Below are 25,585 nucleotides of genomic sequence, written 5' to 3'. Positions count from 1 at the left end.
ACTTTTTCCTGTAAAAGCTAATGAAATAACTGAGCTAATAGATCGAATCTTTCACCAGAGCATACAATTTTTTCTATAGCTTACTGAAACCCAAGGGCTTAGAATTTAAAGCTCCTCTAAAAATAATTACTTCTGAGGGTGTTTATATAATTTCACTACTTGAAAGTAATTCAGTTAATTGTTCAAGGTGAAATTTTCTTGAGCCCTTAACTAATACACGATCCTCTTTAGTGGCATAATTAGAAATATAGTTAGCTATATTATCAATTGAATTGAATCTTAATAAATGATAATCGATATTTTTTAGTTCTGAATGAGCTTGAGCGAAGTTTTTGCCAATTGTAATGACTGTTTGTATATTTAAATAAGATAGCTGCTTTAAAATTTGAATATGAAAAAATACACTTTTTTCACCTAACTCAAGCATATCAGAAAGGATTACAATTTTTTTACCTTTGGTTTGTATTTTACTGAAACATAATAAAGCCTGCTTAACAGAAAAAGGGTTGGCATTATAACAATCTACTATCCATTTGCCGTAGGGGGTATCAATAATTTCTGAACGCAAATGTGGTGGTTTAAATTGACTTAACCTCTGTGAAATTATAGGCAGTGGAATATCTAACTTTGAGCAAATTGCAATACATGCAATAGCATTATATAAGTTATGAGTACCAGGTAACTGTAGATTAAAGCAGGTATCATTTATAACAAATGTGGGTAGTTGCTCGTTATTCCATAATAAAACACTTGGCTTAAAGTTGCTGCTATTAACACCAAAGGTAATTAGTTGGGCATGATCAACATTAATGTTTTTGTTGAGTAAAGAGTCATCAGAGTTTATAAAAGCGATATGATTTGGTTTGTCAATAATAATGTTGCTTTTTTCATTTAATACACCATCTAAGTCATGTAACCCCTCTAAATGACTGTTTTGAATATTAGTGATAACAGACCAGTGTGGTTTAATCACATTAACTGACTCTTTTATATCTCCGGGGCTATTAGTACCCATTTCAATAATAGCTAGTTCGGTGTTTTCGTGTAACTGTAAAGATGTGAAAGCAATACCAATTGCATTGTTATAGTTTTTAGGGGTAGCAACAGTATTAAAAGTATCTTTACATACATGTAAAACCATATCTTTAGTCGTTGTTTTACCACAACTACCAGTAATAGCAATCACCTGTGCTCCAATAGTAGACGCATAAACGGATGCATACTGTTTTAGCGTAAGTTCAACTTTGTTTTCAGGTACTCCAAAAATATTTGATAAGAGATATAGATTTTTATATAAACACTCTCTAACAGTAGTCGCGCTTGTTAGTACAGAGTTTAAATGAGGCTTTATTTTTTGTATAATTTCGATAATATTTTTTTGATTAGACATTTTTTGTTAAAAGCAGTTTTATATTTATAAAAGAAGAAGCTAAAAAATTGAATGTAGTCAAAGGGACATAAACTCTTATGCCCTTACCAGAGTAAAAATTAGGATTGATGGATTTATAATATTCATAATGAGGAGAGCTGTTGTCAGGGATACGCTTAAACCGACCAATATTGGGGATTGTAGGTTTTACTTTGAATTGCCAAGGATTGTCTATAGTGGCTAATTGGCAACCTTTTGACATTGCAACCCTATATGTAATTTTTTTTATAACTAATGATGGGGTAAATTTATAGTTTGGATAAAATTCATATACCCTTTGGGCGTGAAATAAATAGGAAGCGGGAGATGTCGTGGATGAAATACATACGACTTTTGTAAATGGATATTTTAATTTTAACTTTATAAAGGAATAAAAGAAGTACTTTACTAATATATAAGTTGGTTTGTACTGTAAGTCAAAGTAAATACTTGTTCCTAAAGCAATGAACTTAAGTTTATCTATTTTTTCTAAGTTAATACTTACAACTGTGAACCCGATAATTCGGTCTTTATCATTATAAAACAATGCTAATGAGTCGGTTCCTGACCGCGGTAAGATTTTACGTTTAAAGTTATCAAAGTTAACGTTAGTATGAGTTAACGAAAAAATTTGATAAAGTGTTGTTGCATACTTTTCTATTAGAGAGGTAGTTACCTCTTGTGGTCTGTAGTGTTTATAGTAAGTAACGGCTTTCCTTATGTTCACGCTATGAATAAACCCCATAATATTTATCACTTTTAGAAATGGTTAAGTTAATTTTTTGCTATGTCAATAACAAAAAGCCGTAAAATTTTATAATGTATTGGTTTGTAGGAGATTATCTCGAAACAAATGATGTAAACCAATAATGAGAGTGATGCTAAGTAGTAGGCAGTGTGACTACACAAAACTGCATGATATGCTGTTTATATTATGGATGTTATAAACTTGGTTATAAATATAAAAAAATTGTAATTAACTAATTATTTATAATAATAGGTGTTTATAAAAACTAATCTATTTTTAATTTTGATGTTATTTTTTAACCTTGTGAGTATGTAAGCATTTGTTGTGCTATAAATACATGTGCTTGAATATTGTGGATGTAAACAATAAGTTGCATTTATATTGCTGAAATATAAATGATGCATTACAAAATAGTATATATTGATTTAAATCAATTCAACTATTTAATAAAGGAAACTATGTTTATGAACGTAAAGGACTTAATCCCCTGGAATTGGCTTAAAGATGAAGAAGAGCATGAAGCTAAAAATTTAACTACAAATAGGTCTTATGATCCGATGACCAATCCACTCGTCCAATTTCATAAAGAAGTTGATCGACTGTTTGACAGTATGTTTAAGGGCGTAGGCTTACCAAGTTTTTCAGAAGAGTGGTCAAGAATGCCAAACAGTTTGTTTAAGCCTAGCGTTGACATTAGTGCAAAAGATAAAGAATACGTAATTAGTGTAGAAGTTCCTGGTGTTGATGAAAAAGACATTAAACTGGAAATGAGAGATAATACACTAATCATTAGTGGTGAAAAGAAACATAAAAAAGAAGAAAAGGAGGAGCATCACTATCGAGTTGAACGCAGTTATGGAAAGTTTCAACGTATGCTTGCGATACCTGAGGATGCTAATGCTGATGAAATTAGGGCATCATTCAAAAATGGTGTTTTAAGTATAAAACTTCCTAGAAAAGAGCTTCCAGAAAGTAAGACAAAGAAAATAGAAATTAAAAAAACTGGCTAAAGTAAATTGCCGGTTTTTCGTATGAGATGGGCCTAAATAATTATATTGATTATTTACTACAGGCCCATAAATAAAGTTGAAGTTTTAATACTAATTGAATAAGCAAAAATATTCCATTTAAGAGTGTTTGTGGCTATAGCCATAAGTGGTTGATCATTAGTTATTATTAAAAAATAATCAAGGAGTGATTTTGACATTGCTATACTTTAACGATATTAACCAAAATAATAAAGAAGTTGGCGGCAAAGCTTATAATCTAGCATGTTTATATCAAGGTAAGTTACCTGTGCCAGAGGGCATTATATTAACTGCTTTACCTACTAAGCAAGCTGAATGGGATGAAATTTTTGATTGGTGGAATAGTATAGGCTATAAGCCACTTGCTGTAAGAAGTTCTGCGAGTGATGAAGATGATAGCCAAGTAAGTTTTGCTGGGCAAAATAATAGCTACTTGAATGTCAGAGACAATCAAACTTTACAAATAACAGTCACTAAGTGTTTTGATTCAATAAATAAAATTTCTTCTAAGGTATATCGAGAACACTTTCTGGGAAAGACAAGCAGTGGAAGTATGAATGTGCTTGTACAAATAATGGTTAAACCAAAATTTTCTGGTGTTTATTTCTCCTCAGACCCTAGAGGAAAAAAAACTGGTGATTTGATTGAATTCATAGAGGGGTACGGGGAAGCTTTGGTATCAGGGAAGCAAACACCATACAGAATTTATGGAGGAGTTCTACAAGAAAATCACTCGATGTGGAAAAAAGCATTCACAGACGATATTCAGAAAATGGGTGAAATAGTTAAAAGTCTACTAGGTGTTGAAGTGGATATGGAATGGGCTATTGATGAGGAAGATCAATTAAAGCTATTACAAGCTAGACCAATTACTGCGGCATATACTTACTCAACACATTTAAGAATTGTTGAGCAAGAGCTAGAAAGACTTCATCATCAATATGATCAAAATACAACCTGGGATGGACAAACATTTGCTGAATGGACAGGTATACAAAGTTATATAACATACACTCTTTGGCAGAAAGCATTTTCACCACATAATGCATTTGGAGATGCATTAAAAAAATTAGGTTATTTAAGCTTTGTTGATAATGACTTTTCTCCTCATGAATCTATTCTAGATAGAGTCTTTGGTAGGGCTTATATAAATCTAAACAAGATGTTTCCTTTATACTTTGGACCTATTCCATATTCAATAGACTTAAAACCTAGACCGCATTTAAAATTTAGTATTAAGGAGTTAACTGCACAATCTTTAATAAGAACTCCTCTTGCAATTTATAATATGGTCAAGGTTGGCTGGAATTTAAGTAGTAGACGTAAGTATTGGCAGGATCAGTGTTTAAGAGAGTTAGCAAAATTTAAGCATAAAATGGATAGGCCATTTGATCCTACTATGTATCAAAGCTGGGAAAACGTAGAGTTACTAAAGAGGTTTGCTAAAGAGTGTCATGTTTTTACAAAAAATAGTCTATTATGGCCATTTATTTTAATTATTTTAACAGAAGCGACGCTGCATTCACTTGAGGCTATTTTGAGTAATTTGCTGGGGGAACAGCAGGCAAAAAAAACGTTAAAACGATGGATGGCTATTGGTTTAAAAACAGTTAGTTATGAAATGAATAGATATTTTAAAAGAGCGTGTGAAGATGTTAATAAACAACCATTTTTTATGGCTAGGTATGGTCATCGAGGAGCAGGTGAGCTGGACCTATCCAACCCTAGGTGGATTGAGTTAGGTCAAAAAGCTTTTGTTAACCTTAAAAAAATTGGATCAACTAGTGAAGAAATCAATTATGCTACAGATAAAGTAGAAGACGAAATAAATAACTTGAAAACATTTAAAAAATCGATAATTTTACAAGAATGGCAGTTGTTGAAGTCTATGCTTGAGCTGAGAGAATCATGGAAAATGGAGATTTTGAAGCCTTTTGCCCATATAAGATATATTGCTCAAGAAATTGGTAAAAGAAGTAAGCTATTTGATGATATTTATTTGCTAGGAGTCGATGAAATTATAAATGATGAGATTATTTCGCCAGTGAACATATCAGATGAAATTATAGGAAAAATAAAAGATAGAAAACAGCAATCACTTGTTTTTAAACGTTATTCACTACCGATGATTGTTAGTTTAAATAAGCTGGATGAGCTTATTTCGGGTAATCATTCAGAAGAGGCTGATTGCTTGGATGGTGAACCCATTTCTCCTGGCTTGGTTTATGGCACTGTTAAAGTAGTGAGTGATATTAGTCAATGTGACATGGATTCACTGCCTGAAGATACGATAATAGTTGCTGAGTCAACAGACCCTGGGTGGACGCCTTTATTTACTAAATCAGTAGGAATTATTGTTGAAAAAGGAGGGATTTTATCTCATTCCGCTATTGTTGCAAGAGAAATGGGAATTCCTGCGATAAGTGGTATTCGAGATTGTATTAATAAGCTTAGGGATGGGCAAAAAATTTGTTTAGACGGAAACAACGGACATATTAGTTATGAATTACATTAATGATAGTGTAGAGTATATACCTCTTATTGTTCCTACAGTACTTATTCCTTTTACAATATTAAGTGTTGCAATAAGCGTTGTTGCTGCATTTATTGCTGGCTTGTTTGGAATAAAACTAAAAACTGAAGGGCCAAAACAGTTACTTGAAATTTTATTAAAGCCAAAAGTGTTATTTGTAGCACTGGTTGTTAATATATTGATCTATGGGGGGTACAAAGGTTATCAATATGTCCATAATTTACCATCGTTTGAATGGGTTATTAATAAGCAACACCAGCCGATTCAATTAGGAGAAGTGAATTATTCTGAATTACTAAGTCGGTCCAATAAATCTCAGGAGTCAAATTTACTTCCTAAATCTTTTAACTCAATAAAACAGCAATGGAAAATTAAGTTGCCTATGGGAGCCTTTAGAACAGGAGCTTTAAGTGGCAATTCTCTATTTTTTGGAGCTGATGATGGCTATATTCATGAGTTATCAACTGAAAATGGCCAAACATTAAGGAAGTTTTTTATTGGTACTATAGTAACGCCTTCTCCAATAGTGTTTAATGGATACTTATTTGCAGGTGAGGGTACTCATGACACGCACCATGCGCGTATTTATAAGATTAATTTAACCACGGGTAAACATGAAGCACCTTATTCAACAAAAGGTCATACAGAAGGGCAACCTGTTATTGGAAAGTATCAAGGACAAGCATTGTTATTTGCCGTTGCAGGAAGTGATGGAATACATGCAATTGATCCTCACACAATGAAGCAAGTGTGGCATCAAACTCCCGGTCATATGGATGCAGCCGTCAGAGTTGATGACGGTATTGTTTATGTAGGTACAGGCAGAGAAAAAGGAGATAGTCAAAAACACCGTTCTTATGCGATTGCTTATGAATTTATGACAGGAAAAGAGATCTGGAAGCACGAAATACCTGCATCCAGTTGGATGGAACCCGCAATAACATCTGAATATGCTTGCTTTATTATGGGAGAAATTTATTTTGAAACAAAATTAGGTGGTGTGAATTGTTATGATAAAGTAACAGGTGAACCACAGTTCAGTATATTAAACAAATCCCCTGTGATTGGAATACCATTTGTATTAAATGAAGACATAATATTTAGTGACCTATCTGGGCAAGTATGCCGTATAGATACTTCAAAAAGAACTAAAAAATGGTGTTTTGACTCTGAACTAACTGGTAAACATATGACCTCAGTCTCATACGATTATGAGACAAATATTTTAGCTTATACGACAGCTAATAAGGGGGTAATGTTTTTAAATCCTTCAACAGGAAAACTACTCCATCACTACTTGCCTTCAGTAGAAGAAGGTCAGTGGGAAAAAACTTATGCCAGCGCCATTTCAGTTGGGTCAAACTGGGTAACAGTTGATATAGAAGGTAATGTGCGAAAGCTTTTACTTGAGTAGAGCAATATACCTTAAAATAGTTTTTGAGAACAAAATTGAACTAATGATACCTATAGAATAGCCTATTAGGTGTGGGTCAATTAGAGTATACTTATAAGGAAATAAGCTAATTATATTGGTTTGATTTAGTAGTAAAAAGCAGAAAAGAATTATACAAATGACCCACTTTCTTTCTTTAAGAAGGTAAAAACCAAGCATTCCAAAAATTGCAGCTGATGATCCTGATAAGATTATAGGTTTTTCTGAAAAATTAAACTCATAAAATATTGCTATCATTGCCAGTGAGGATAAATGTGTTAAGAAAAATATCAATAATGTATTTGTTTTCCCTAGTTTTTTTTCACATATTGAAGAAACAATAAGTAGCATAATTAAGTTTGATATCAAATGTTCTGCTGATGAGTGAAAAAAAATTGATAATAAAAAAGGTAAGCCAAAAGCTTCGGCCCACTCCATAGGGTTAAATGTTAATAGCTTCAGCCATTGTGATTGGGTGGTAGTACCAAATAAGGTACTTTTTTCAAGGATACTCCAAAAAAATAAATTAAATGTAAGTATTATTACTGTGATAATGAAGGTTATTGAAGAGAAGACTGCTTTATACACGTGATTTCCTTATCGTTTAAGCTATTAGAGGTGGCCTTTTATTATAAGCTATTTACAAAGTTTATAGCTCTATAAAATGAAGTATAGTGGCAACAAAGGGTTGGTAAACACTATACTTATTGTATCCATGTTTCCACTATATTAGTTTGCTGTAAGAGGGTGTGACATGGCTGGCCACCAAAAAAATCTTGTTAAGATTCAGCATGTTACAATGAACTTTGATCATATCGATATCTACTTAAATGATGGAACGCATATATATGCTCCTTTAGACTGGTTTCCACATTTACCTAATGAAAGTATACATGACAGAGCAAAATGGGAAGCTATGCGCTGGTGGGTATGGCAACACCTAGCACACTTACGACATAATAAACCTAAGCTTCCTAAGCGTTAGCCTGAGTTGCTGATATCTGATGAAGTATTGTGGCAAGTAAAACCATACCAAGATGGCTCTAATTCGAAATTTTACTATCAGAGCTCACAGCAACTTTGTCTCTTCCTGAATTTTTTGCTTCATATAGAGCTGTGTCTGCACGACGATATAATGAGTCGCAATTTTCACCTTGTTGTAATGACGCTACCCCCAAAGAGATGGTTCGGCTGATTTGGGTTTGGTTATCTGTTGTAACTATTACCTTGCTTACGGCTTCTCTAATGCGTTCTGCAGTTTGTATTGCATGTTCTTCAGTGCAAAAAGGTAGTAGAACAGCAAATTCTTCGCCACCCACCCGTGCTATTACTTCACTACTTCTCAGGTTCTTTTGTGCTATTTCAGAAATAGCAATTAAAACTTTATCACCTGCTGGATGACCATAATGGTCATTTATCTGTTTAAAATGGTCAATATCGTAGATAATCAAGGATAGGGGGATTTGGTGTCGTTTAGAGGAGTTTACTTCTTCAACTAGACGATTCTGGAAATAACGCACATTATAAAGGCCAGTTAAATGGTCTCTAATCGCTAGTTCATCAGATAAGCTTTCGTTATGGCCAACATACCAACCAAAACACGCAAAGGCAACTGTAGTACCCACTAGCATATATAAGTAAACACCTGTATATTCTACAAGCTCAGTCCAGATTTCAATATCTTGAAGATAGCGAATTAATAGCCAACCTAATGGGGCCCCCGTAGCTAATACTGCCCCTTGAAATGCTCTAATAAATGGCTTACTCAGTTGATTGAACATGAGATGAATATATCTTTACCAAATAATCTCTTAGTATACTCTTCGTAATAGGCTTTGAAGGTTTGCTGTTTTTACTCTTTATAAAAAGTATAACAATTGTTTAAAATTTATGTTGGATAAGAAAGAATATTTTATAGAATGAAAGGATAAAGTTGGAAATGAAATAAAACTGAGGCTTGTTATAGTAAATCTCTTTTAGAGTCACAAAATATAATTGCTTCATCTATGACACCTTCACAATAGGTATCATTTTTATTAAGCTTTATACAATGCTGCTGCTTCCAATCAGCTGCTTTTATGAAATCACTTGCAGGTGGAATATTTTGGCAAAAGTTTACATCATATTTTGCTATAGCTAGGCATTCACTTAAAAAAAATCGGTTATGTAAAGTACATTGTATAGACTCGCAATGAGCCATCATTTCATTAACCTTGTCAAGGCAGGCAAATGAATCAGCTTCTTTCGCAAATTCTCCAGCCTCATTCATAACTTTTTGAGTATCTGCTATAAATTGTTCTCCGTGTCGGCTCCACCAGTAGTAGCCGAAGGATGCTAAAGCAATAGTTATTAATATAAGAATACCAATAATGATTAATAGTACTTTCATTTTACTGCTCTGAAATGCTTGGTAGACTACTTTATTAATCTAGCATTAAACATTAAAAATGATAGTTTTTCAGTAGATATCCTTTCTATAAATCTGATATTAAAACTTTTCACCTACTGGCTTGTCCTGAAACCTATTCACATTGGATATACAAACATTGTATAGGCAATAAACATGTCTAAAATTCTCTAACTTAAGTAAAGGTATTTTTTATTGTATACATACTATGGCTGGATATCGTGAATCTATAAGTATAGGTCTTCATAAAATATATATTATTTAATGACTATGGTTGAGTACGAATATTGCGTTGTTTTATTTGTGGTCTTAATTGTAAATTAGTGTAAATTTTCTTTTCTGATAATTGGTAAATAACTATATTTCAATTCTCGAAGATGCCTCTATGTAAAAAAATTGAATTAAGATTATTAGTGCTTACAGTAAAAATGTGCTATTGCTGATTCCGCTTTGTGTTGTTTGTTTTCTATAATCCATATTGGCCGAATAAGGAAATGAACTCGATTTAAAGGAATAATTTGCAATGAAAATAATATATAATAGAGCGCAGCAAGTGGTGCTGCTTGCTGTCTTTGTCTTGTCTAGTAGTCAGGCAATATCATCATTGATAGATATAAAAAAAGATAATACCATTACTCTTTCAGAGAGTGCTTATTTATTAAATGACTTCAAAAGAGTAAAAGTAAATAAGATATATAGACTGATAGTACCTTATAACATGACTAGCCTATCATTTGTGGGGCAAAGCAAAAATTTTAATGTAGTTATGAGCAAAGAGAAAGATGACTATGAGCTAAAGTGTACTTCATATGCAATTAGTAATGATAAAAGTATTTGTTTAGTCACAATATCTGATAAAGGTTTGTACTATTTAAAAATTGAAAGTGCTAACCATAATGCTCATTTTATAAATATGCAAAGTAAGTATACAAATAAAAAAATACCTATAATTAGAACCTCTGGATATTGCTATGAAGAGGTTATTAATGGTGGTGTTGATATTACTGATTTAAAAAAGAAATTTAATCGATACAATTGGTTGCAAACTATTATATCCGTTTACGAAAGGCGTTGGCAAAGCGGGGCTAAATTAGTGAAAGCCCAAGCCAACGACCCTTATTTTTCTCAGTTTGTAAATAAAACAAGCTTTAATAAAATGGCTGAATCTTTAATGGTTGCTATTCATGAAGAAACTCATATGTATGATCTTGATTCTAGCCGAACAGAGTGGGAACAAAAATTAACTGCATATGTTAACCGATTTTGGCAACCGAAAGTGCCTATTCATGGTGGTTTTCCACGTAGAGAAATTATTCCTTTATTAGAATCAAATGTGACGAAACCATGGGATGATCTATATTTGCGCGATCGAACCCAGGGCAGTTACTTAATGCAAGGTGTGTTAAGTGAACTTAATGCAGGGCTGACAGGGTTAGTTGGTGTAGCTGTTGTGGGTGAATATGTAGAAGGATATGGTGCAAGTAATGCTATGGATAGTGCAGCGGCTTATATGTATCATTTACAACTCTATTTGAGACAAGCTAAAGAGTCTCACTTCAGTTATTATAATAAAATAAAATCAGAAAAGCTTTTCAGAGACTTTATTTTGATTCAATGGCTTCGATTGCATTACTATGTCAAATTAGCAAAAAATTTTTCTATATTAGGTACAGATTATCAAGAAATTTTAGACTTATTGTACAGGCCTAATAATATCAAAGCTATAGAAGAAATTACTGGTCATTCAGTACAGTTGAGCGGGAATAAAAATTGTTTGGCTGATGATGACACATTTGAGCCACCATTTTAAGTAAATCAAAACATTCTTTTTCAGAAATAAATTTTATAGCTAATATAGCTATAAATGAAGTTTTTGGGTAGTAATAAAACAACTTTAAATATTATATGGATATTTTTTGTAAAGGATGACATTATGAAAGATACTTTAACAAAGTCGTTTGCGATAATCTTATCATCATGTATAGCTGGTGTTGTATTTGCCGATAATAGTAATCTTAATAACCAGTATGTGGGTGATCAGGCTTTATACAACGATTCTGACCAGTCTAATGGTCCTAAAGATAAAAAGAGAAAGCCAAAAAGACCACCACCTTTACCTCAACAAGCATTTGTCGATGTGAATGGTGATGGTAGCCTTGATAAAGTTGCTTGGGGGTCTCCTAGGCACTCTGTTTCAGTCACTTTTTTAGGTTATGGCGATGGGACATTTAGTAAAAAAGGAGTATTTCACGGTGACAAGCACCTGCCTAAGAAAGCACCTAAAATCCTCAACTTTGCTGATGTAACCAATGATGGAAGAGCTGATAAAATAGTGACAGTTGTGCCTCCTATGAAGAAGCCTCGGCCAAGACCTGATGACCATGATGTAACTGCAGACCCTCATCCCAAGCCTAAACCCAAACATCCACCTAAGACATTAGTTTACTTAGGTATGGCTGATGGTACTTTCTCTAAAAGACCAGTTGGTATTGAAGGTGAGTAATTATCTGGATAGTTGATGAGCTTAAATAGGATAACTCAATAGAAATGTAAACATCTGTTGAGTTATCCTTACTTTATTCAATAGAAAAAGAGTTTTTTGCTGTTGCACCTTTTAAACAAGGTGGCGTATTTGGAATTGACTTATTAGAAGCATGATAGTGATAAATACCAAAAGGATATTCAAGAGTAGGGCCAAAATGTCCATTGCATTGATCATATTTAGTTTGTGTCATACCAGGTAAGTCTTTATCTGCATAAAGAGGATACCCATCCATTGCATAGCCAAGAAGTGCATATGAATCTTGGGTAACATTGGAGCAAAAGACATCATAAATATTATTATTCTTTAATACATGGTTTATTGTTTCAGGCTGCATATGAAAGTGGTAATAACCGGAGGGGTCCACATGTCCACCACATGGATCGATGGCTGGAACATTACCTGCTACTCCAGTACCTCCATCTGGCAATGGTGCTCCATTTACGACCGAAGGTGCAGGGCCTTCAATAGGGATGCCGTTTAAGGTAAATCCGACCATATCAAACACGGTGTTATTAGGTGATGGCACTGCTAAATCAATGGGAAAGATGGGAAAAGTATAAGTAATGATTAAACTATCATCTCGCTGTGCTTCGAAACAATAGTTGAATTGACTACCAGTATTTTTAGGAGGACTTATTCTGATATTGCCTTGGTCATCTACAATATCATATCCATCATTTTCCATAGATTCAAAAAATGTTCTTTTAAGCACCTGAAAGCCAGGGTTTGTTATGCCATCGTAGTTATATAACCCTCCTGTATCATCTAGTGTTTTGGGGCAGTAAGGCCCATCTGCAATGGGATTACTGTTAAATGAGAGTTGGTAACAAAAAGTGGGTTTGTCGTTTTCTAGAACACATGGGATAACGATGACCTGCTTGATGTAAGGAGTGTTGATTATAGTTGAGCTAAGCAAGTGCTTGTTTATAGCAGGTGATGAGTTGTCAGCACTTGCAGAGTAGGAGTTAGCTAACAATAAACCTAAGAAGATAGAACCCATGAAGATAGGTTTTATACTTGTACTCTGAAAAGGCAAAGTTATACTCACTTTGTGCTTAAGAAGTAATAAGGTTTAAGAAATAACAAGATGAAAGCCAATTCCTGCGATAGATGCTCCAATATAGCGAAGTAATTGGAGCCCATGTTTTATTTTTGTGGCACTAAGGCCAATCAATACTCCAATAATATGAATGCCAGCAGTACCTATTATAAAACCTAAAGCATATAATTGGGGTTCAGCTAAAAATGGCATTTCAGTACCATGGGCATGACCATGAAAGATAGCAAAAAAGCCAACAAAAAGCATTGTTATTATAAAAGGAATTTTTTTGTCAGCTGCAAGGACAATACCTAAAATAAGTACTGAAAACGCTATGCCTAACTCTACAGAGATTAATGGTACCTCTTTTATACCAAGTACTCCTCCAGTGAGCATAAAGCTAACAAAAGCTAAAGGAATTACCCAAATAGCTGTTCCTCCTATTTGAGCGCTTAAAATACCTACACTCAACATAGCTAACAAATGATCAAAGCCAAGAACTGGGTGCGTTAAGCCAGAACCAAAACCACCACCAAAGCCTATTTCGTGACTATAACCTATATTAGGAAGAAAAATTAAACTACTTAATAATACTATAATGATTCTTTTCATACGAAAGTTACTATAAATATAAAATGAGTTTGTTGAAAAACTTTTATTACTTTGCTTGTGGTCTTACGGTAGATATCCGTTTAATAGTGCATCGTTCTCTAAAGTACTTATCTTCTTCCATTAGTACAATATCAACAGGCGTTTCATTTTTAAAAGCTGTTAAAGCGAATTTAATTAGATGCTGTCTATCTTCTGTATTGCGTATGGCAGCACGAGTAGTATCACAATTTGGTGAGTTATAGCCACCTTCAATTTGTATCTGAACAAGATTAGAATGAATATCGTCATCAGGTCCGGAAAAACTTATACCTGTAATTTTCCCGGAAGCATTTGTTATTAAAGAGTGTGCTGATAATAAAGCAAACAGTAGTGTTATGTAAGTTGTTTTTTTTGACATTATTAAATTCCTTTTAGTTTTCAATAGTTTTTGCTGTTGTATAAATTATTCAATAACCAATTGATCTTTAGCAAGATTACCTTTTAGGCAGGTTGGTATGTTTACTGGAGAGTCGATATCTGCATGATAATGATACTCCCCCCAAGGATAGTGTAAAGTAGGGCTGACATGTCCGTTACACTCATCAAGGTCAGTAGGAGGCATGCCGGTAAACTCAAAACTACCATAAATAGGAAAACCATCCATCGCGTAACCAATTAATTCAGAGTCAAACTTTTGATAAACTCCTTGACATTGAGCATCATAAATATGATTTTTTATAAATATGTTATTGATTGTTTCTGGAAATATATGTGAGTGATAGAAACCTTCGTTTATGTGTCCACCACATGGATCTAATGCTGGAATACTTCCACCACGCTGGCCATCAGGACCTGTTACAACCGAAGGGGGTAAGCCATTAATGGGTAGCCCAATCAATGAGAGTCCAACTATATTTGATGCACTACTCATTGGGGTTGGCTCTGCAGCATAGCTTGGGTATGCTGGGATATAATAAGTTAATTTTAAGTTGTAGTCATGCTCTGCTTCAATACAGTAAGCATACTCAGGATTACTTGGGGGTTGCCCAGGTATTGCTAATGCAAATCGGATATTGCCTTGGTCATCAACAATGTCATAACCATCTTTTTCCATATCTTCAAAAAGATCTCTTTTCAATACTCTTAGACCAGGGTTAGTTTTACCATCATAAATATAAATGCCCCCTATATCATTGAGTGTTTTGGGACAATAAGGGCCATCTTTTATAGGGTTACTTTTCACAGCAAGTTCAAAGCACAATGCTTCCTGATTATTTTCAAGTGTACACTTAACTAAAGAGATATTTTTTAAGAAGTGCTCTGTATTGAAATAAGCGGGATTGAGAACTACTGATTGAGGTGTATAAGTGTTTGCTATAGGCTTAGCATTGCTAATGCCAGTTAATCCGCTAGATATAAAAACTATGCTTAGAAGCTTGTAAAAGTTGTTCATGCGAATTTCCTTCTATCCACTTTATATATTTAAAGTATGCTTGATTTTTTGCATGATAATATACTATATAAATCTTCTGTTTTATTGTGTAGTTGATAACAAGAGGGTGTAAATCAGTCAAATATCTTTACGTAAGATTTACACTAGCTTGTTGGTTGGGCTCACGAATAAAAGCAAAATAGTGCTAAAAAGTTGACTATAATAGCCGTTTATTATCTGTAAAATGCTTGTAATATATTGGTAATATTGAGTGAATGTAAAGCCTGTTGATGGTGGCTGGTTAATTTGCTATTAATTTTAAGTTGGTGGTAGTTTGATATCTAGTAATATAAATATAAGGTGTAAAATAATACTCAAATTTATTTGTTTTATCAGTAAGCTGCTTTTATAAGGCATAGAGCTTGTATTAAGGCAATTAGATAATAACGGAATAGTAGGTCATTACCTTACGTCTCACAATTATAGAAATATTAGTTTTTAAACTGGGCTATTGTATTCCTGCTATTAGTGTATTTTCCTTATATAAGTATTGAGAAAGTTAGCTTATTGGATATCTCTAAAAACAATCTTTAGAGTAAAAATAATGTATATAAAAACTATTAAGGACAACAAAAATGAGACGCCGTACTTTTGTCAAAGGACTAAGTTTTGGATTGACTGCTGCATCAGCAGGAGTTGCTGCTGTAAATCTATTTAGCCCAGCTGAGTCTCTCAAAGCAAACCAATTAAAAGCGATAAGTGATTATAATCGACTGAATATTCCTCCATTGCTTGAAAACCCATATGCTAGACGTTATAAAGTTCCTCCTATGTATGTACAGGATACACTATATGAGTTTTATTCTGGTAAACCTTCAAGTGCTGTAGGTATTTCTACATTATACAGTCAGAGCTCCTATTTAGGCCCAACTATAAAGGTAAAAAGAGGTGATGTTGTTGATTTTGAAATGTATAACCTCCGTCAAGAGGAAGTGACCAATCACTGGCATGGCCTGCATATACCGGGTTATATTGATGGAGGGCCTCATCAAGTCATTAATGCAGGTGAAAAATTGAACACAACGATGCATATAAATCAAGAGGCGTCGACAAGCTGGTATCATTCACATACTTGTGAAAAAACAGCTGAACAAGTATACATGGGGCACGCTGGTATGTTTATTATTGAAGATGAGCATGCAAAATCACTTGGCTTGCCAGATATTTATGGAGTTAATGATATTCCTATTATCTTTCAGGATAAAATAATTGATGATACTGGTCAGCAAATATATGACACAAGAGGGAAGCCAGTGTTCCTCGGTGATAAGTATTTAGTCAATGGTACAATGAATGCGTATAGTATCGTACCTCCTGGATGGGTAAGGCTCCGAATTCTTAATGCCTCAAACGGTAGAGATTTTGAAATTTTCTTTTTAGATGAGCGTCCATTTTGGATTATCGCTTCAGATGGAGGGTTTTTAAATCAGCCAGTTAAAAAAGAGAGTTTACTAATAGCTCCTGGAGAACGATTTGAAATTATGGTTAATTTTACTGATGAGCCAGGTATAATCAGTAACTTTTATGCTAAGACAATCATTGATTTACAATATGAAGAAGAGTTTGAACTTTTGTGTCTGGTAACAAGTACTATACCTGGCCCACCTACAACTTTACCGGAACAGTTAAGGAGTGAACTCATTGATTGGGAAACAGCTGCAGCTAATGCTCCAGCGGTAACCAGGAAGTTTAATTTGAGTGCAAGTGCAGATATGTCTGAGCATTACATTAATGATAAGCTATTTGATATGCGAGTCATTAACCATGCAATTCCCATCGATACTTATGAGGTTTGGGAAATTACTTCTACTAGTGGTCCTCACCCGTTTCATGTTCATGGCTGCTCATTTTTAATTTTATCGATTAATGGTAAGCCTCCTGGTATGGAATATCGCAGTTGGAAAGATGTAGTACATCATACTCCACCGGATTTATCACCAGGTACACCACCAGACCCTGGCCAGGTATTCTCTGCAAAAATTTTGATAAAATTTAGTTACCCAACATACCGTAATCCTAAGAATCCTGTTAAGGGTAAAGAGGCTGCTAAGATATTAGCTAATCATATGCCTTATATGTACCATTGTCATTTTTTAGAGCATGAGGATAAGGGAATGATGGGGCAGTTTACAGTTTATCATGATAAATGAAATAATCGTGCTTGCTTTTGTAAGAAAAATAAAAACAAGCACTGTATGAGGAAGTGAAATGGATCGACGGCAGTTTTTCACTGTTGCTTCAAGTATAGGGTTATTAAGTGCTTTCTACGCGTGTAGTCGACAAAAAAATAGAGATGATCAATATGAAATTACGAGTAATGATAACTTACTATTTATTCCACCATTACTATATGAACCATTGACTGATTTTTATCAGTTTCCAGATATATTAATTAAGAATACTTTTCATCATTTTTTTTCTAATCAAGCTTCAAAAGCAATTGGGCTGTCAACTAGTGAGCAAGTAGTTAGTTATTTAGGCCCTACGATTAAGTTTAAACGAGGTGATGTTGCTGGTATCACTGTCAAGAACCAAACTAATGAAGCTACCATGAACCACTGGCATGGTCTACATATTCCCAGCCATGTTGATGGCAGTCCACATCAACTAATAGAGCCAGGAGAAAGTTGGCAGGTTACCATGCATATTCAGCAAGAAGCGGCAACTTGTTGGTACCATCCTCTAAATTATGGTGTAGGATCAAAACAACTTTACTCAGGATATGCGGGTATGATTATTATCGAAGATGATAATAGCAATACCTTAAATTTGCCAACCACTTATGGCCTTGATGATATACCGCTTATTTTTCAAGACAAAAGTTTCAATGCTAATGGCCAACTAGTCTACAATCGTTCATCTAATAAGTCGTTTCAGGGAAATACATTAGTAGTAAATGGAACAGTAAGTCCTTATATATCAGTTGCTCCTGGTTGGGTTCGACTTAGATTATTAAATGCATCTAATAGCCGTATCTTTGAGCTCTCATTTTCTGAGAAAACGATATTTTATAAAATTGCTTCTGATGGAGGACTATTAAATAAACCTATAGCAATGACAACGGTAACACTTGCTCCTGAAGAACGTTGTGAAATTATGGTTTTTTTGAAAGAAAAGCAAAGTAATATTGCTATGCTGGCCATGGATAAAGTAGACACTAGTTTTTCAATGGTTGCTCTTAAAATAACAGTTGAAGATATTGCATGTACTGAAACTGTGCTACCAAATCAGCTAAGATCAAGTAAACTAGCAGTTAATTATGCATTAGCTAACTTACTTCCAATTAAGAAGCAGATAACTATACAATCAAATAGTCTAGATAGTGAGCAACTTAAAAATAATACGCTATTCGCTGCTGAGAAAATTGAAGACAATTCAATACGAGAAGAAGACGAAATTTGGGAAATATCATTGTCAGGCGTTTACTCTTTTCATGTATATGGTGGGTCATTTTTAATAATTAGTATTAATGGACAAGAGCCTGGAGCTGACTATAGTGGGTGGCGAGACACACTGACTTTTGGTGGGAGTTTAGACAGCAAAACCCATATTAAAAAAATAAAAATACTGATCAAGTTTTATTTTTACACTTATCGTCAAGGTGTTAATCGTTTTCAGGCGCGAATTTATCCCATGAGCTTAAAGCACCATGTTCCCTATTTGTATTATTGTCACTCTTTAGAACAAAGCGGTGTCAGTAAAATAGGCCAGTTTTCTGTGACAGATAAAGCTTGATATTTACATATACACTTTACTGATTAAATGAATGTAAATTTTACGTAAATTCGATTGAAACTGTATTATTTTAACTAACATAATCACTTACTTGTGAGGTTTAGTGAAGTTTCGTTTCTTGAGTCCCTTAGCCCATTCACTGATCGGCTGCGATCTATATTTAGTGAATGGGCTTTTTTCATTTCATATTCTATCTGTAAGAAAATTTTAACTCATGTTACCAGTATGTGGATAAGTTCCCCTAGGGTTTTCATGAAGTATTAACTATATTACGTTGCAGGTGCTTTTTCCATTGGATATGGAATGAATTTATTGGAGTAAGTAAATGCTGACTAAATGGTTGGAGAGCAGGTTTAGCTTGCCTCTTATTGCTATTGCTGGATTTATCTTGGCAGCTTTGGCTATTAAGCAAAAGACTGAAATTGCCCGTGCTGAGCAAGCAAAAGTAACTCGTAAGGTTTGGTATATTGATGTTCAGGAGGTACCGCTTAAAGCAAGAGCAATAGGCTATGGTACTGTTCAACCAGAAACTACGTTAGCAGCTAATGCTCAAGTAGCAGGTAAAGTTGTATATGTCCATCCTGATTTAAAGAAAGGAGGTAGTATCAATAAAGGGGTAAAAGTACTTCAGATTGATACTACTGACTATGAACTAGCAATCAGCCAGGCACAGGCAAACCTGGCTGTCTATCAAGCTAATTTAAAAGAGCTGGAAGTTGAGAAGCAAAATACCCAAATCCTGCTTGAAATTGCCAAGCGTAACTATGAAATAGGTAAAAGTGAACTTGAGCGTAAAAAGCAGCTGCATAAACAGCAATCAGTGTCCCAGTCAACGGTAGACATGGAAGAGCAAAAGGTCCTCGCATTACAAGAGCAGTTCCAAAGCTTACAAAACACCTTAACTACTTTGCCCAGCCGCCGAGCTGTGATTGAAGCTCAAATTATGCAGGCTAGCGCACAATTGAAAGAACAGCAAAAAAACCTGGAGCGTACAACAATTACAATGCCATTTAAAGGGCGCATTGGGGAAGTTCATATTGACTTAGATGAATATGTTAATGCTGGAGCAAAGTTGTTTGATGCTAGTAATATTGGTCGTGTTGAAATTCATGCCCAATTACCCATGAAACACGCCAGGGCATTAGTGCTTGGTGTAGATCGCTCAATTCTAACCAGGGAGCCTCCGTCTCCCCAAAAGCTTTTACAAGCTCTTAATCTTGATGTCACAGTACGACTGGTTGGTACTTTAAAAAAAGCCAGTTGGAAAGCAAAGGCAGTACGCCTTGGTGAAGAGATAGATCAAACCAGTCGTACAGTATCTTTTATTGTGGCAATAGATAGTAGTTATGAAAAAGGGATTCCAGGTGAGCGACCACCGTTGTTAAAAGGAATGTATACAGAGGTTGAGTTTCAGTCAGCGGCGCAACAGCGAATAGTGATACCCCGGCAAGCTATTCACCAAGGGAAAGCTTATATTGCTAGTAAAGATAACACTTTGCAAATAAAGCCGGTAAAAATTGAATTTTTTCAAGGTGAACTAGTGGCGATTGCCGAAGGGGTGAAACCAGGTGATAGGTTGGTAACAAGTGATGTGATTCCAGCAGTGGCGGGAATGCAGCTGAATTTGGCACATAATGAAAAGCTCCAAGAGACCATTAAGTTATTAGCAAGTGGTAAAGGAGACTTTAAATGATACGGTATTTTGCTAGCCATCCTACCGCAGCTAATGTATTGATGTGGGTGTTTTTATTGCTTGGTATGGTGGCGATACCCAGTATGAAAAAAGAAACGTTTCCAGTAATTGAGAAGTATCAAGTTGAAGTATCAGTAGCATATCCTGGAGCCAGTGCGAGTGATGTGGAAGAAGGCATATGCCAACCGTTGGAAGATGCAACCGATGGCATCAATTATATGGAAGAAAAAAGCTGCGAGGCAAAAAACAGCACGGGGATAATGACTTTAAAAATGCAGGAGCAGGGAGATATGCTCCAGTTTATTGATGATATTAATCGAGCAGTTGATGGTATTGACAGCTTTCCAGAGGATGCAGAAGACCCAGTTGTTCAAGAGTTAAATTTAACGAGTCAAGTGATTAGTATTGCTGTTAGTGCAGAGGTCTCTAGTACAGAGCTTAAGTATCTTGCTGAATATTATAAAAATAAGTTACTGCAACAGCCTAATATTCCTATTGTCGATATTCAAGGCTTCTCTGACAGGTTGTTAAAAGTAGAAGTTGAAGATTATAACTTGCAAAAGTATGGCTTAAGTGTAAATAACCTGGCAGATATCATCAAATCTCAAGCGCTTGACTTACCAACGGGTGAGCTGAAAACGGAATATGGTAGCCATCAAATAAAATTTGTGGATCTAAGAAGAACGCCAGATCAGCTAGAAGAACTAGTAATTATTTCAGGTGAACAGGGTGGGGAAGTTAGACTGGGAGATATTGCTAAAGTCACGGATACATTTGAAAATAAAGAAGATAAAATTATTTTTAATGGCAAGCCTGCTGCGATTATTAAGATAAGTAAAAATAAGGCTGATGATAGCCTGAAAATACTAGATGCAGTTACTCAGTTTGTTGAAACAGAAAATGCTAAGTTACCAGAAGGTGTTCAGTTGTATCTTACTGAAGACTCTACCTCTATTGTTAAAGATCGCTTACAGCTACTCATTACCAATAGCTGGCAAGGTATTATCTTAGTTATATTGGCATTATTTTTATTTTTTAGTGTTCGTTATACCTTTTGGGTTGCCATGGGGCTACCAGTTTCATTCATGGCTAGCTTTATGGTGATATCTGCATTTGGTGTGTCTATTAATATGATTTCGATGGTAGGCATGTTAATTGCCATTGGTATATTAATGGATGATGCTATTGTTATCTCAGAAAGTATTGCTACGGAGTATAAAAAAGGTTTATCTCCATTAGATGCTGCAGTTGCAGGTGTAGGTCGGGTTGCAAAGGGTATCTTGTCATCGTTTGTTACTACTATCCTTATTTTTGGTGGGCTACTGTTTTTAAAGGGGGATATTGGACAGGTTCTCAAGGTATTGCCTATAGTATTGATTTCGGTTCTTACTGTTAGTTTGATTGAAGCTTTTTTAATTTTACCCCATCATCTAAAACAGTCATTAGATAGACAACAAAATAACCAAAAAGATACTTTAGGGTGGCGCCAGAAGTTTGCTGATATATTTGAAAAGCTTCGAGAAAAAGTTGGGCAGCTAGCAGATTTATCGGTTAAGTTTCGTTATGCATTTGTTGGTTTAGCTTTTGCTATTTTATTTTTAACCATTAGTTTGATACCAGCAGGTGTAGTTAAGTTTAAAGGATTTCCTGACATTGATGGAGACATGATTCAGGCACTTATTTTATTACCTCAGGGAACACCTCTTGCAAAAACGGAAAATGTTGTAGAGCAGGTAATCAAGGGACTGAAAGCAACAAGCATTGAGTTAAGTGCTAACGAAAATGAATCATTGGTACGTAATGTGAGAGTTGATTTTAATAAAAACTCAGAAGCGTATGAGTCGGGTACACATATAGCCACAGTCAGTGTCGATCTATTATCTGCTGAAATACGAAATACCAATATCACCACGTTTGCCCGTACATGGCGAGAAAAAGTAGGAAATATACCTGATATTATATCACTGCAGTATAAAGAGCCTTCTCGTGGCCCAGCAGGGCGACCAATAAAAATCCGTCTCCAAGGCGATAGTCTGGAAGAGTTATCGATAGTATCTAATGCATTACAACACTGGTTACGAGGATATCCTGGTGTTGTTGATGTTGCAGATGATTTAAGGCCAGGTAAGCCAGAATTTTCAGTTAACTTACAGGAAGGAGTGCTAGGAATAGGGATTAATGCTCAAGACTTATCACAACAGTTACGAGCAGCTTATCAAGGAATAAAGGTAGATGAAATACAGTACCAGAATGAAACCTATGAAATAAAAGTCATGCTTGCTGATGAGTCAAAAAATACTTTAACTGACTTTGATTATATGACAATTATTCACCCACAAACCAAGCAAGCAATACCTTTAGCTGCTATCGCTAATATTGAGCAAACCCGCTCTTATGCGAGAATCAATCGGTTGAATAACATACGCACTGTAACTGTGTATGGTGAAATTGAGCCAGATGTGGCTAATGTTGCTGAAGTGATTATGGATACTCAGCGAAAGCTTTTCCCTAAATTAGCAAAACAATATCCAGAAGTTAAACTGATGATTGAGGGGGAAAGCAAAAACAATAAAACAACAGGAGATTCATTTGCCAAAGCTTTCTTAGTAGGGATTGCAGGTATTTTCTTTTTATTAAGTTTGCAATTTAGAAACTATATTGAACCCATTATTGTACTGGTGGCAATTCCACTTTCATTAATAGGCGTTATTTGGGGGCATTATTTTTTAGGTCTCGATCTGACTATGCCAAGTATAATGGGGTTTGTTTCTTTAGCTGGTATTGTTATCAATAACTCCATTTTATTAGTGGAATTTGTTAAACTACGAGTGAGGGAAGGGATGACTGTTCATGATGCAGCAAGCCAGGCTACACGAGATCGATTCAGGGCAATTTTTCTCACCTCATTAACAACAGTGATGGGGATGTTGCCATTACTGTTTGAAACTAGTTTTCAAGCTAAAATTTTAATACCACTGGTTGCTAGCATCACTTTTGGCCTTATTGCTTCAACAGTGTTGGTGTTGATTGTGTTACCTGCTTTGTATTCAATCCTTGAAGATTTTGGGGTAACTAGAATTGAAGTGGCTGACTAATAATAAATGTGGAGAAAACAGCATAGTTATTCGGAATATTTATTAATAATACGCTTATAGGTTCCATCCTGCTTAATATCAATAATGACCTGAGTTACTTTATTAATATAAGCAGGGTCTTTACCCGTTTTTTGAAAAAGCAAGATGGACTGGTCAACTGGTGACTAAAAAAACGTTTTTATTTACTTTGATAGTTTCTATTTGACCGCGTACACGGATAAGCTTAGCATTGTAAGCCACTACAAGACGATCCCCTACAAAGATATCGAATCGTGACCTAAGCAGCATATGCAGAGCTTGTTTATATCAGTCTACGGTTGTGATGCTCATAAATTTTTTCTCATTAATAGCTTTTTGAGTGGGTCCATACACATAACCACGCATGACACCTAAATTAATGTTCTATGTCAATGATATGTAATAAATAACTTTATAATATTGAAATTAAAATTTTCTGTGCTGGCTGTAAAAAGTAATATTAGGTATGTTTCTACTATTGTAATATTTTTTTTAGTAGCTGTAGCTATTCTATTTCATCTTAGTGTTTATGCTGTATGAAATTTTATTTAGAGTGAGAGTGCTGGGAAAAAATAACATGGAAGGCTTTGAAATTATCGAGGTTAGCCCAAGAAGAACGCTGCTAATTAGCATTATAGTATTATGGCTTGGAATCTACCTAACAAAAAAAGCCAAATGGCTCAAATCTTATAATATACCAGCAGCAGTAACTGGAGGATTGATTTGTAGTGTATTAGTAGCATTTGTTGCCATTTTATATGGCTACCAAATTACTTTTAACTTGTGGATGAGAGATATATTGTTGTTGATATTCTTTAGTACGATTGGCTTAACGGCAAATATAAAGTTATTAGTCAATGGAGGGAAATGTTTATTTATTTTGTTAATTGCAGCATCAGTATTTTTAGTTGTTCAAAACCTGGTAGGGTTATTTGTTGCATCTTTATTTGAAGGACATTTTGCTTACGGATTGCTAACCGGTAGTGTTTCATTTGCTGGTGGTCATGGTACAGCAATTACTTATGGTAAACTTTTTACAGAGCAATATCAATTACCTGCTACTGAAGAGATTGCTATTGCATGTGCCACTTTAGGGCTAATTGTAGGCGGCTTGGTAGGTGGGCCCTTAGCTGAAAAGCTAATAAATAAAAATAAGTTGTCACCTAGTAATAGTAATGAACAGTCTAAATCGCTAGATGTTAAAAATAATAACTCTGGTAAACTAACCTCTATGAATGCAATTATTAATGCCACTTTTCTTATTGTTCTTTGTATTGGTTGTGGCGAATTTATACATCTTTGGCTTAAAAATAATGATATTGTTATGCCATTGTATCTTCCTGGGTTGTTTGTGGGAATTTTAATCACTAACATTGGTGATTTGTTGAAAATTAAAAAAACCAGTCAATTTAGTAATGCAATTAGCTTGTGGAGTGATGTAAGTCTTACTTTATTTTTGGCTATGAGCTTAATGAGTATGCAACTTCTTGTATTATCCCAAGCGCTTCGTCCTTTAATGCTAGTATTAGTGTTTCAGGTTATTGTTATGTCTCTATTTTCTTATATTATCGTTTTTCGCATTATGGGACGAGATTATGATGCTGCTGTAATCAGCTCTGGCTTTGCTGGATTAGGGCTAGGTGCGACGCCTGTAGGTATGGCAAATATGCGTGCTGTTTCTGAAAAGTATGGTAACTCAGCCAAAGCTTTTCTTGTTATTCCCTTGCTTGGTGCTTTTTTTATTGATGTTGTTAATGCATTGATTTTGCAAGGGTTTATGAGTTTGCCATTTTTAAAGTAAATGTACAGTTAGATAATCTG

General features: G+C 34.8%; 20 protein-coding genes. 11 read left to right on the top strand and 9 right to left on the bottom strand.

The genetic code is table 11. From position 1 onward, the window contains the following. Window positions 1-142: 142 nt before the first annotated feature. Together ORQ98_RS20815 and ORQ98_RS20810 are read right to left on the bottom strand one after the other, a co-directional pair. Window positions 143-1,390, bottom strand: a complete 1,248-nt coding sequence (locus ORQ98_RS20815) for a UDP-N-acetylmuramoyl-tripeptide--D-alanyl-D-alanine ligase (protein ID WP_274690749.1) — start codon at window positions 1,388-1,390, stop codon at window positions 143-145. Then, entirely contained in the window at window positions 1,383-2,153 is a 771-nt protein-coding gene (locus ORQ98_RS20810; RefSeq protein WP_274690748.1) for a hypothetical protein, read from the bottom strand. The genes ORQ98_RS20815 and ORQ98_RS20810 overlap by 8 nt, the downstream gene beginning before the upstream one ends. A 467-nt stretch (window positions 2,154-2,620) precedes the next feature. Between ORQ98_RS20810 and ORQ98_RS20805 the strand changes: the two genes are divergently transcribed. From ORQ98_RS20805 to ORQ98_RS20795, 3 genes are all read left to right on the top strand, one after another. Next, a complete protein-coding gene (locus ORQ98_RS20805; RefSeq protein ID WP_274690747.1) occupies window positions 2,621-3,166 on the top strand; it encodes an Hsp20/alpha crystallin family protein in 546 nt (181 codons plus the stop codon). A 190-nt stretch (window positions 3,167-3,356) separates the two neighbouring features. Further along, entirely contained in the window at window positions 3,357-5,699 is a 2,343-nt protein-coding gene (locus ORQ98_RS20800) for a PEP/pyruvate-binding domain-containing protein (protein WP_274690746.1), read from the top strand. Then, on the top strand, window positions 5,686-7,131 hold the full coding sequence (locus ORQ98_RS20795; RefSeq protein WP_274690745.1) for an outer membrane protein assembly factor BamB family protein: 1,446 nt from the start codon (window positions 5,686-5,688) through the stop codon (window positions 7,129-7,131). The genes ORQ98_RS20800 and ORQ98_RS20795 overlap by 14 nt, the downstream gene beginning before the upstream one ends. On the opposite strand, the gene ORQ98_RS20790 is transcribed toward ORQ98_RS20795, so the two are convergent. After that, window positions 7,120-7,737 (bottom strand): rhomboid family intramembrane serine protease, encoded by a 618-nt coding sequence (locus tag ORQ98_RS20790; protein WP_274690744.1) that lies wholly within the window; start codon window positions 7,735-7,737, stop codon window positions 7,120-7,122. The genes ORQ98_RS20795 and ORQ98_RS20790 overlap by 12 nt on opposite strands. Before the next feature lie 166 nt (window positions 7,738-7,903). Between ORQ98_RS20790 and ORQ98_RS20785 the strand changes: the two genes are divergently transcribed. Beyond that, entirely contained in the window at window positions 7,904-8,134 is a 231-nt protein-coding gene (locus tag ORQ98_RS20785; protein ID WP_274690743.1) for a DUF2442 domain-containing protein, read from the top strand. A gap of 58 nt (window positions 8,135-8,192) precedes the next feature. Here ORQ98_RS20785 and ORQ98_RS20780 read toward each other — a convergent pair whose 3' ends face one another. Beyond that, complete coding sequence (locus tag ORQ98_RS20780; RefSeq protein ID WP_274690742.1) at window positions 8,193-8,930, bottom strand: GGDEF domain-containing protein; 738 nt, start codon at window positions 8,928-8,930, stop codon at window positions 8,193-8,195. 179 nt (window positions 8,931-9,109) lie between these two features. Beyond that, on the bottom strand, window positions 9,110-9,538 hold the full coding sequence (locus ORQ98_RS20775) for a hypothetical protein (RefSeq protein ID WP_274690741.1): 429 nt from the start codon (window positions 9,536-9,538) through the stop codon (window positions 9,110-9,112). A 541-nt stretch (window positions 9,539-10,079) separates the two neighbouring features. Between ORQ98_RS20775 and ORQ98_RS20770 the strand changes: the two genes are divergently transcribed. Further along, window positions 10,080-11,366, top strand: a complete 1,287-nt coding sequence (locus tag ORQ98_RS20770) for a hypothetical protein (protein WP_274690740.1) — start codon at window positions 10,080-10,082, stop codon at window positions 11,364-11,366. Window positions 11,367-11,489: 123 nt separating this feature from the next. Continuing rightward, a complete protein-coding gene (locus tag ORQ98_RS20765; RefSeq protein ID WP_274690739.1) occupies window positions 11,490-12,059 on the top strand; it encodes an FG-GAP repeat domain-containing protein in 570 nt (189 codons plus the stop codon). Between the two features lie 73 nt (window positions 12,060-12,132). On the opposite strand, the gene ORQ98_RS20760 is transcribed toward ORQ98_RS20765, so the two are convergent. The 4 genes from ORQ98_RS20760 to ORQ98_RS20745 all read right to left on the bottom strand — a co-directional run bounded on the left by ORQ98_RS20760 (window position 12,133) and on the right by ORQ98_RS20745 (window position 15,184). Further along, window positions 12,133-13,101, bottom strand: a complete 969-nt coding sequence (locus ORQ98_RS20760) for a YHYH protein (protein WP_274690738.1) — start codon at window positions 13,099-13,101, stop codon at window positions 12,133-12,135. A 72-nt stretch (window positions 13,102-13,173) separates the two neighbouring features. Continuing rightward, the gene (locus ORQ98_RS20755) at window positions 13,174-13,752 is read right to left on the bottom strand and encodes a HupE/UreJ family protein (RefSeq protein WP_274690737.1); all 579 of its coding nucleotides are present in this window, start codon (window positions 13,750-13,752) and stop codon (window positions 13,174-13,176) included. Window positions 13,753-13,798: 46 nt separating this feature from the next. Then, complete coding sequence (locus tag ORQ98_RS20750; RefSeq protein WP_274690736.1) at window positions 13,799-14,149, bottom strand: hypothetical protein; 351 nt, start codon at window positions 14,147-14,149, stop codon at window positions 13,799-13,801. A gap of 45 nt (window positions 14,150-14,194) precedes the next feature. Beyond that, window positions 14,195-15,184: a YHYH protein gene (locus tag ORQ98_RS20745; RefSeq protein WP_274690735.1), complete on the bottom strand. Its 990-nt coding sequence runs from the start codon at window positions 15,182-15,184 to the stop codon at window positions 14,195-14,197. A gap of 614 nt (window positions 15,185-15,798) precedes the next feature. On the opposite strand from ORQ98_RS20745, the gene ORQ98_RS20740 reads away from it, so the two are divergent. The 5 genes from ORQ98_RS20740 to gltS all read left to right on the top strand — a co-directional run bounded on the left by ORQ98_RS20740 (window position 15,799) and on the right by gltS (window position 25,565). Beyond that, complete coding sequence (locus ORQ98_RS20740) at window positions 15,799-17,373, top strand: multicopper oxidase family protein (RefSeq protein ID WP_274690734.1); 1,575 nt, start codon at window positions 15,799-15,801, stop codon at window positions 17,371-17,373. 58 nt (window positions 17,374-17,431) lie between these two features. Continuing rightward, complete coding sequence (locus ORQ98_RS20735) at window positions 17,432-18,958, top strand: multicopper oxidase domain-containing protein (protein ID WP_274690733.1); 1,527 nt, start codon at window positions 17,432-17,434, stop codon at window positions 18,956-18,958. 325 nt (window positions 18,959-19,283) lie between these two features. Next, window positions 19,284-20,651, top strand: coding sequence for an efflux RND transporter periplasmic adaptor subunit (locus ORQ98_RS20730; RefSeq protein WP_274690732.1), 1,368 nt, complete (start codon window positions 19,284-19,286; stop codon window positions 20,649-20,651). After that, a complete protein-coding gene (locus tag ORQ98_RS20725) occupies window positions 20,648-23,746 on the top strand; it encodes an efflux RND transporter permease subunit (RefSeq protein WP_274690731.1) in 3,099 nt (1,032 codons plus the stop codon). The genes ORQ98_RS20730 and ORQ98_RS20725 overlap by 4 nt, the downstream gene beginning before the upstream one ends. 595 nt (window positions 23,747-24,341) lie before the next feature. Beyond that, window positions 24,342-25,565, top strand: coding sequence for a sodium/glutamate symporter (gene gltS / locus ORQ98_RS20720; RefSeq protein ID WP_274690730.1), 1,224 nt, complete (start codon window positions 24,342-24,344; stop codon window positions 25,563-25,565). Window positions 25,566-25,585: the final 20 nt, after the last annotated feature.

The sequence above is a fragment of the Spartinivicinus poritis genome, assembly GCF_028858535.1.
GTDB classification, from domain to species: Bacteria; Pseudomonadota; Gammaproteobacteria; order Pseudomonadales; family Zooshikellaceae; genus Spartinivicinus; species Spartinivicinus poritis.
This window is presented reverse-complemented; position numbering and strand designations above follow the sequence as displayed.

Bases quoted from the DNA above. Each gene is read 5' to 3' on its own strand.
- ORQ98_RS20815 (WP_274690749.1), bottom strand. From the start codon at position 1,390: ATGTCTAATCAAAAAAATATTATCGAAATTATACAAAAAATAAAGCCT.
- ORQ98_RS20810 (WP_274690748.1), bottom strand. From the start codon at position 2,153: ATGGGGTTTATTCATAGCGTGAACATAAGGAAAGCCGTTACTTACTAT.
- ORQ98_RS20805 (WP_274690747.1), top strand. From the start codon at position 2,621: ATGAACGTAAAGGACTTAATCCCCTGGAATTGGCTTAAAGATGAAGAA.
- ORQ98_RS20795 (WP_274690745.1), top strand. From the start codon at position 5,686: ATGAATTACATTAATGATAGTGTAGAGTATATACCTCTTATTGTTCCT.
- ORQ98_RS20785 (WP_274690743.1), top strand. From the start codon at position 7,904: ATGGCTGGCCACCAAAAAAATCTTGTTAAGATTCAGCATGTTACAATG.
- ORQ98_RS20780 (WP_274690742.1), bottom strand. From the start codon at position 8,930: ATGTTCAATCAACTGAGTAAGCCATTTATTAGAGCATTTCAAGGGGCA.
- ORQ98_RS20775 (WP_274690741.1), bottom strand. From the start codon at position 9,538: ATGAAAGTACTATTAATCATTATTGGTATTCTTATATTAATAACTATT.
- ORQ98_RS20770 (WP_274690740.1), top strand. From the start codon at position 10,080: ATGAAAATAATATATAATAGAGCGCAGCAAGTGGTGCTGCTTGCTGTC.
- ORQ98_RS20765 (WP_274690739.1), top strand. From the start codon at position 11,490: ATGAAAGATACTTTAACAAAGTCGTTTGCGATAATCTTATCATCATGT.
- ORQ98_RS20760 (WP_274690738.1), bottom strand. From the start codon at position 13,101: ATGGGTTCTATCTTCTTAGGTTTATTGTTAGCTAACTCCTACTCTGCA.
- ORQ98_RS20755 (WP_274690737.1), bottom strand. From the start codon at position 13,752: ATGAAAAGAATCATTATAGTATTATTAAGTAGTTTAATTTTTCTTCCT.
- ORQ98_RS20750 (WP_274690736.1), bottom strand. From the start codon at position 14,149: ATGTCAAAAAAAACAACTTACATAACACTACTGTTTGCTTTATTATCA.
- ORQ98_RS20745 (WP_274690735.1), bottom strand. From the start codon at position 15,184: ATGAACAACTTTTACAAGCTTCTAAGCATAGTTTTTATATCTAGCGGA.
- ORQ98_RS20740 (WP_274690734.1), top strand. From the start codon at position 15,799: ATGAGACGCCGTACTTTTGTCAAAGGACTAAGTTTTGGATTGACTGCT.
- ORQ98_RS20735 (WP_274690733.1), top strand. From the start codon at position 17,432: ATGGATCGACGGCAGTTTTTCACTGTTGCTTCAAGTATAGGGTTATTA.
- ORQ98_RS20730 (WP_274690732.1), top strand. From the start codon at position 19,284: ATGCTGACTAAATGGTTGGAGAGCAGGTTTAGCTTGCCTCTTATTGCT.
- ORQ98_RS20725 (WP_274690731.1), top strand. From the start codon at position 20,648: ATGATACGGTATTTTGCTAGCCATCCTACCGCAGCTAATGTATTGATG.
- gltS (WP_274690730.1), top strand. From the start codon at position 24,342: ATGGAAGGCTTTGAAATTATCGAGGTTAGCCCAAGAAGAACGCTGCTA.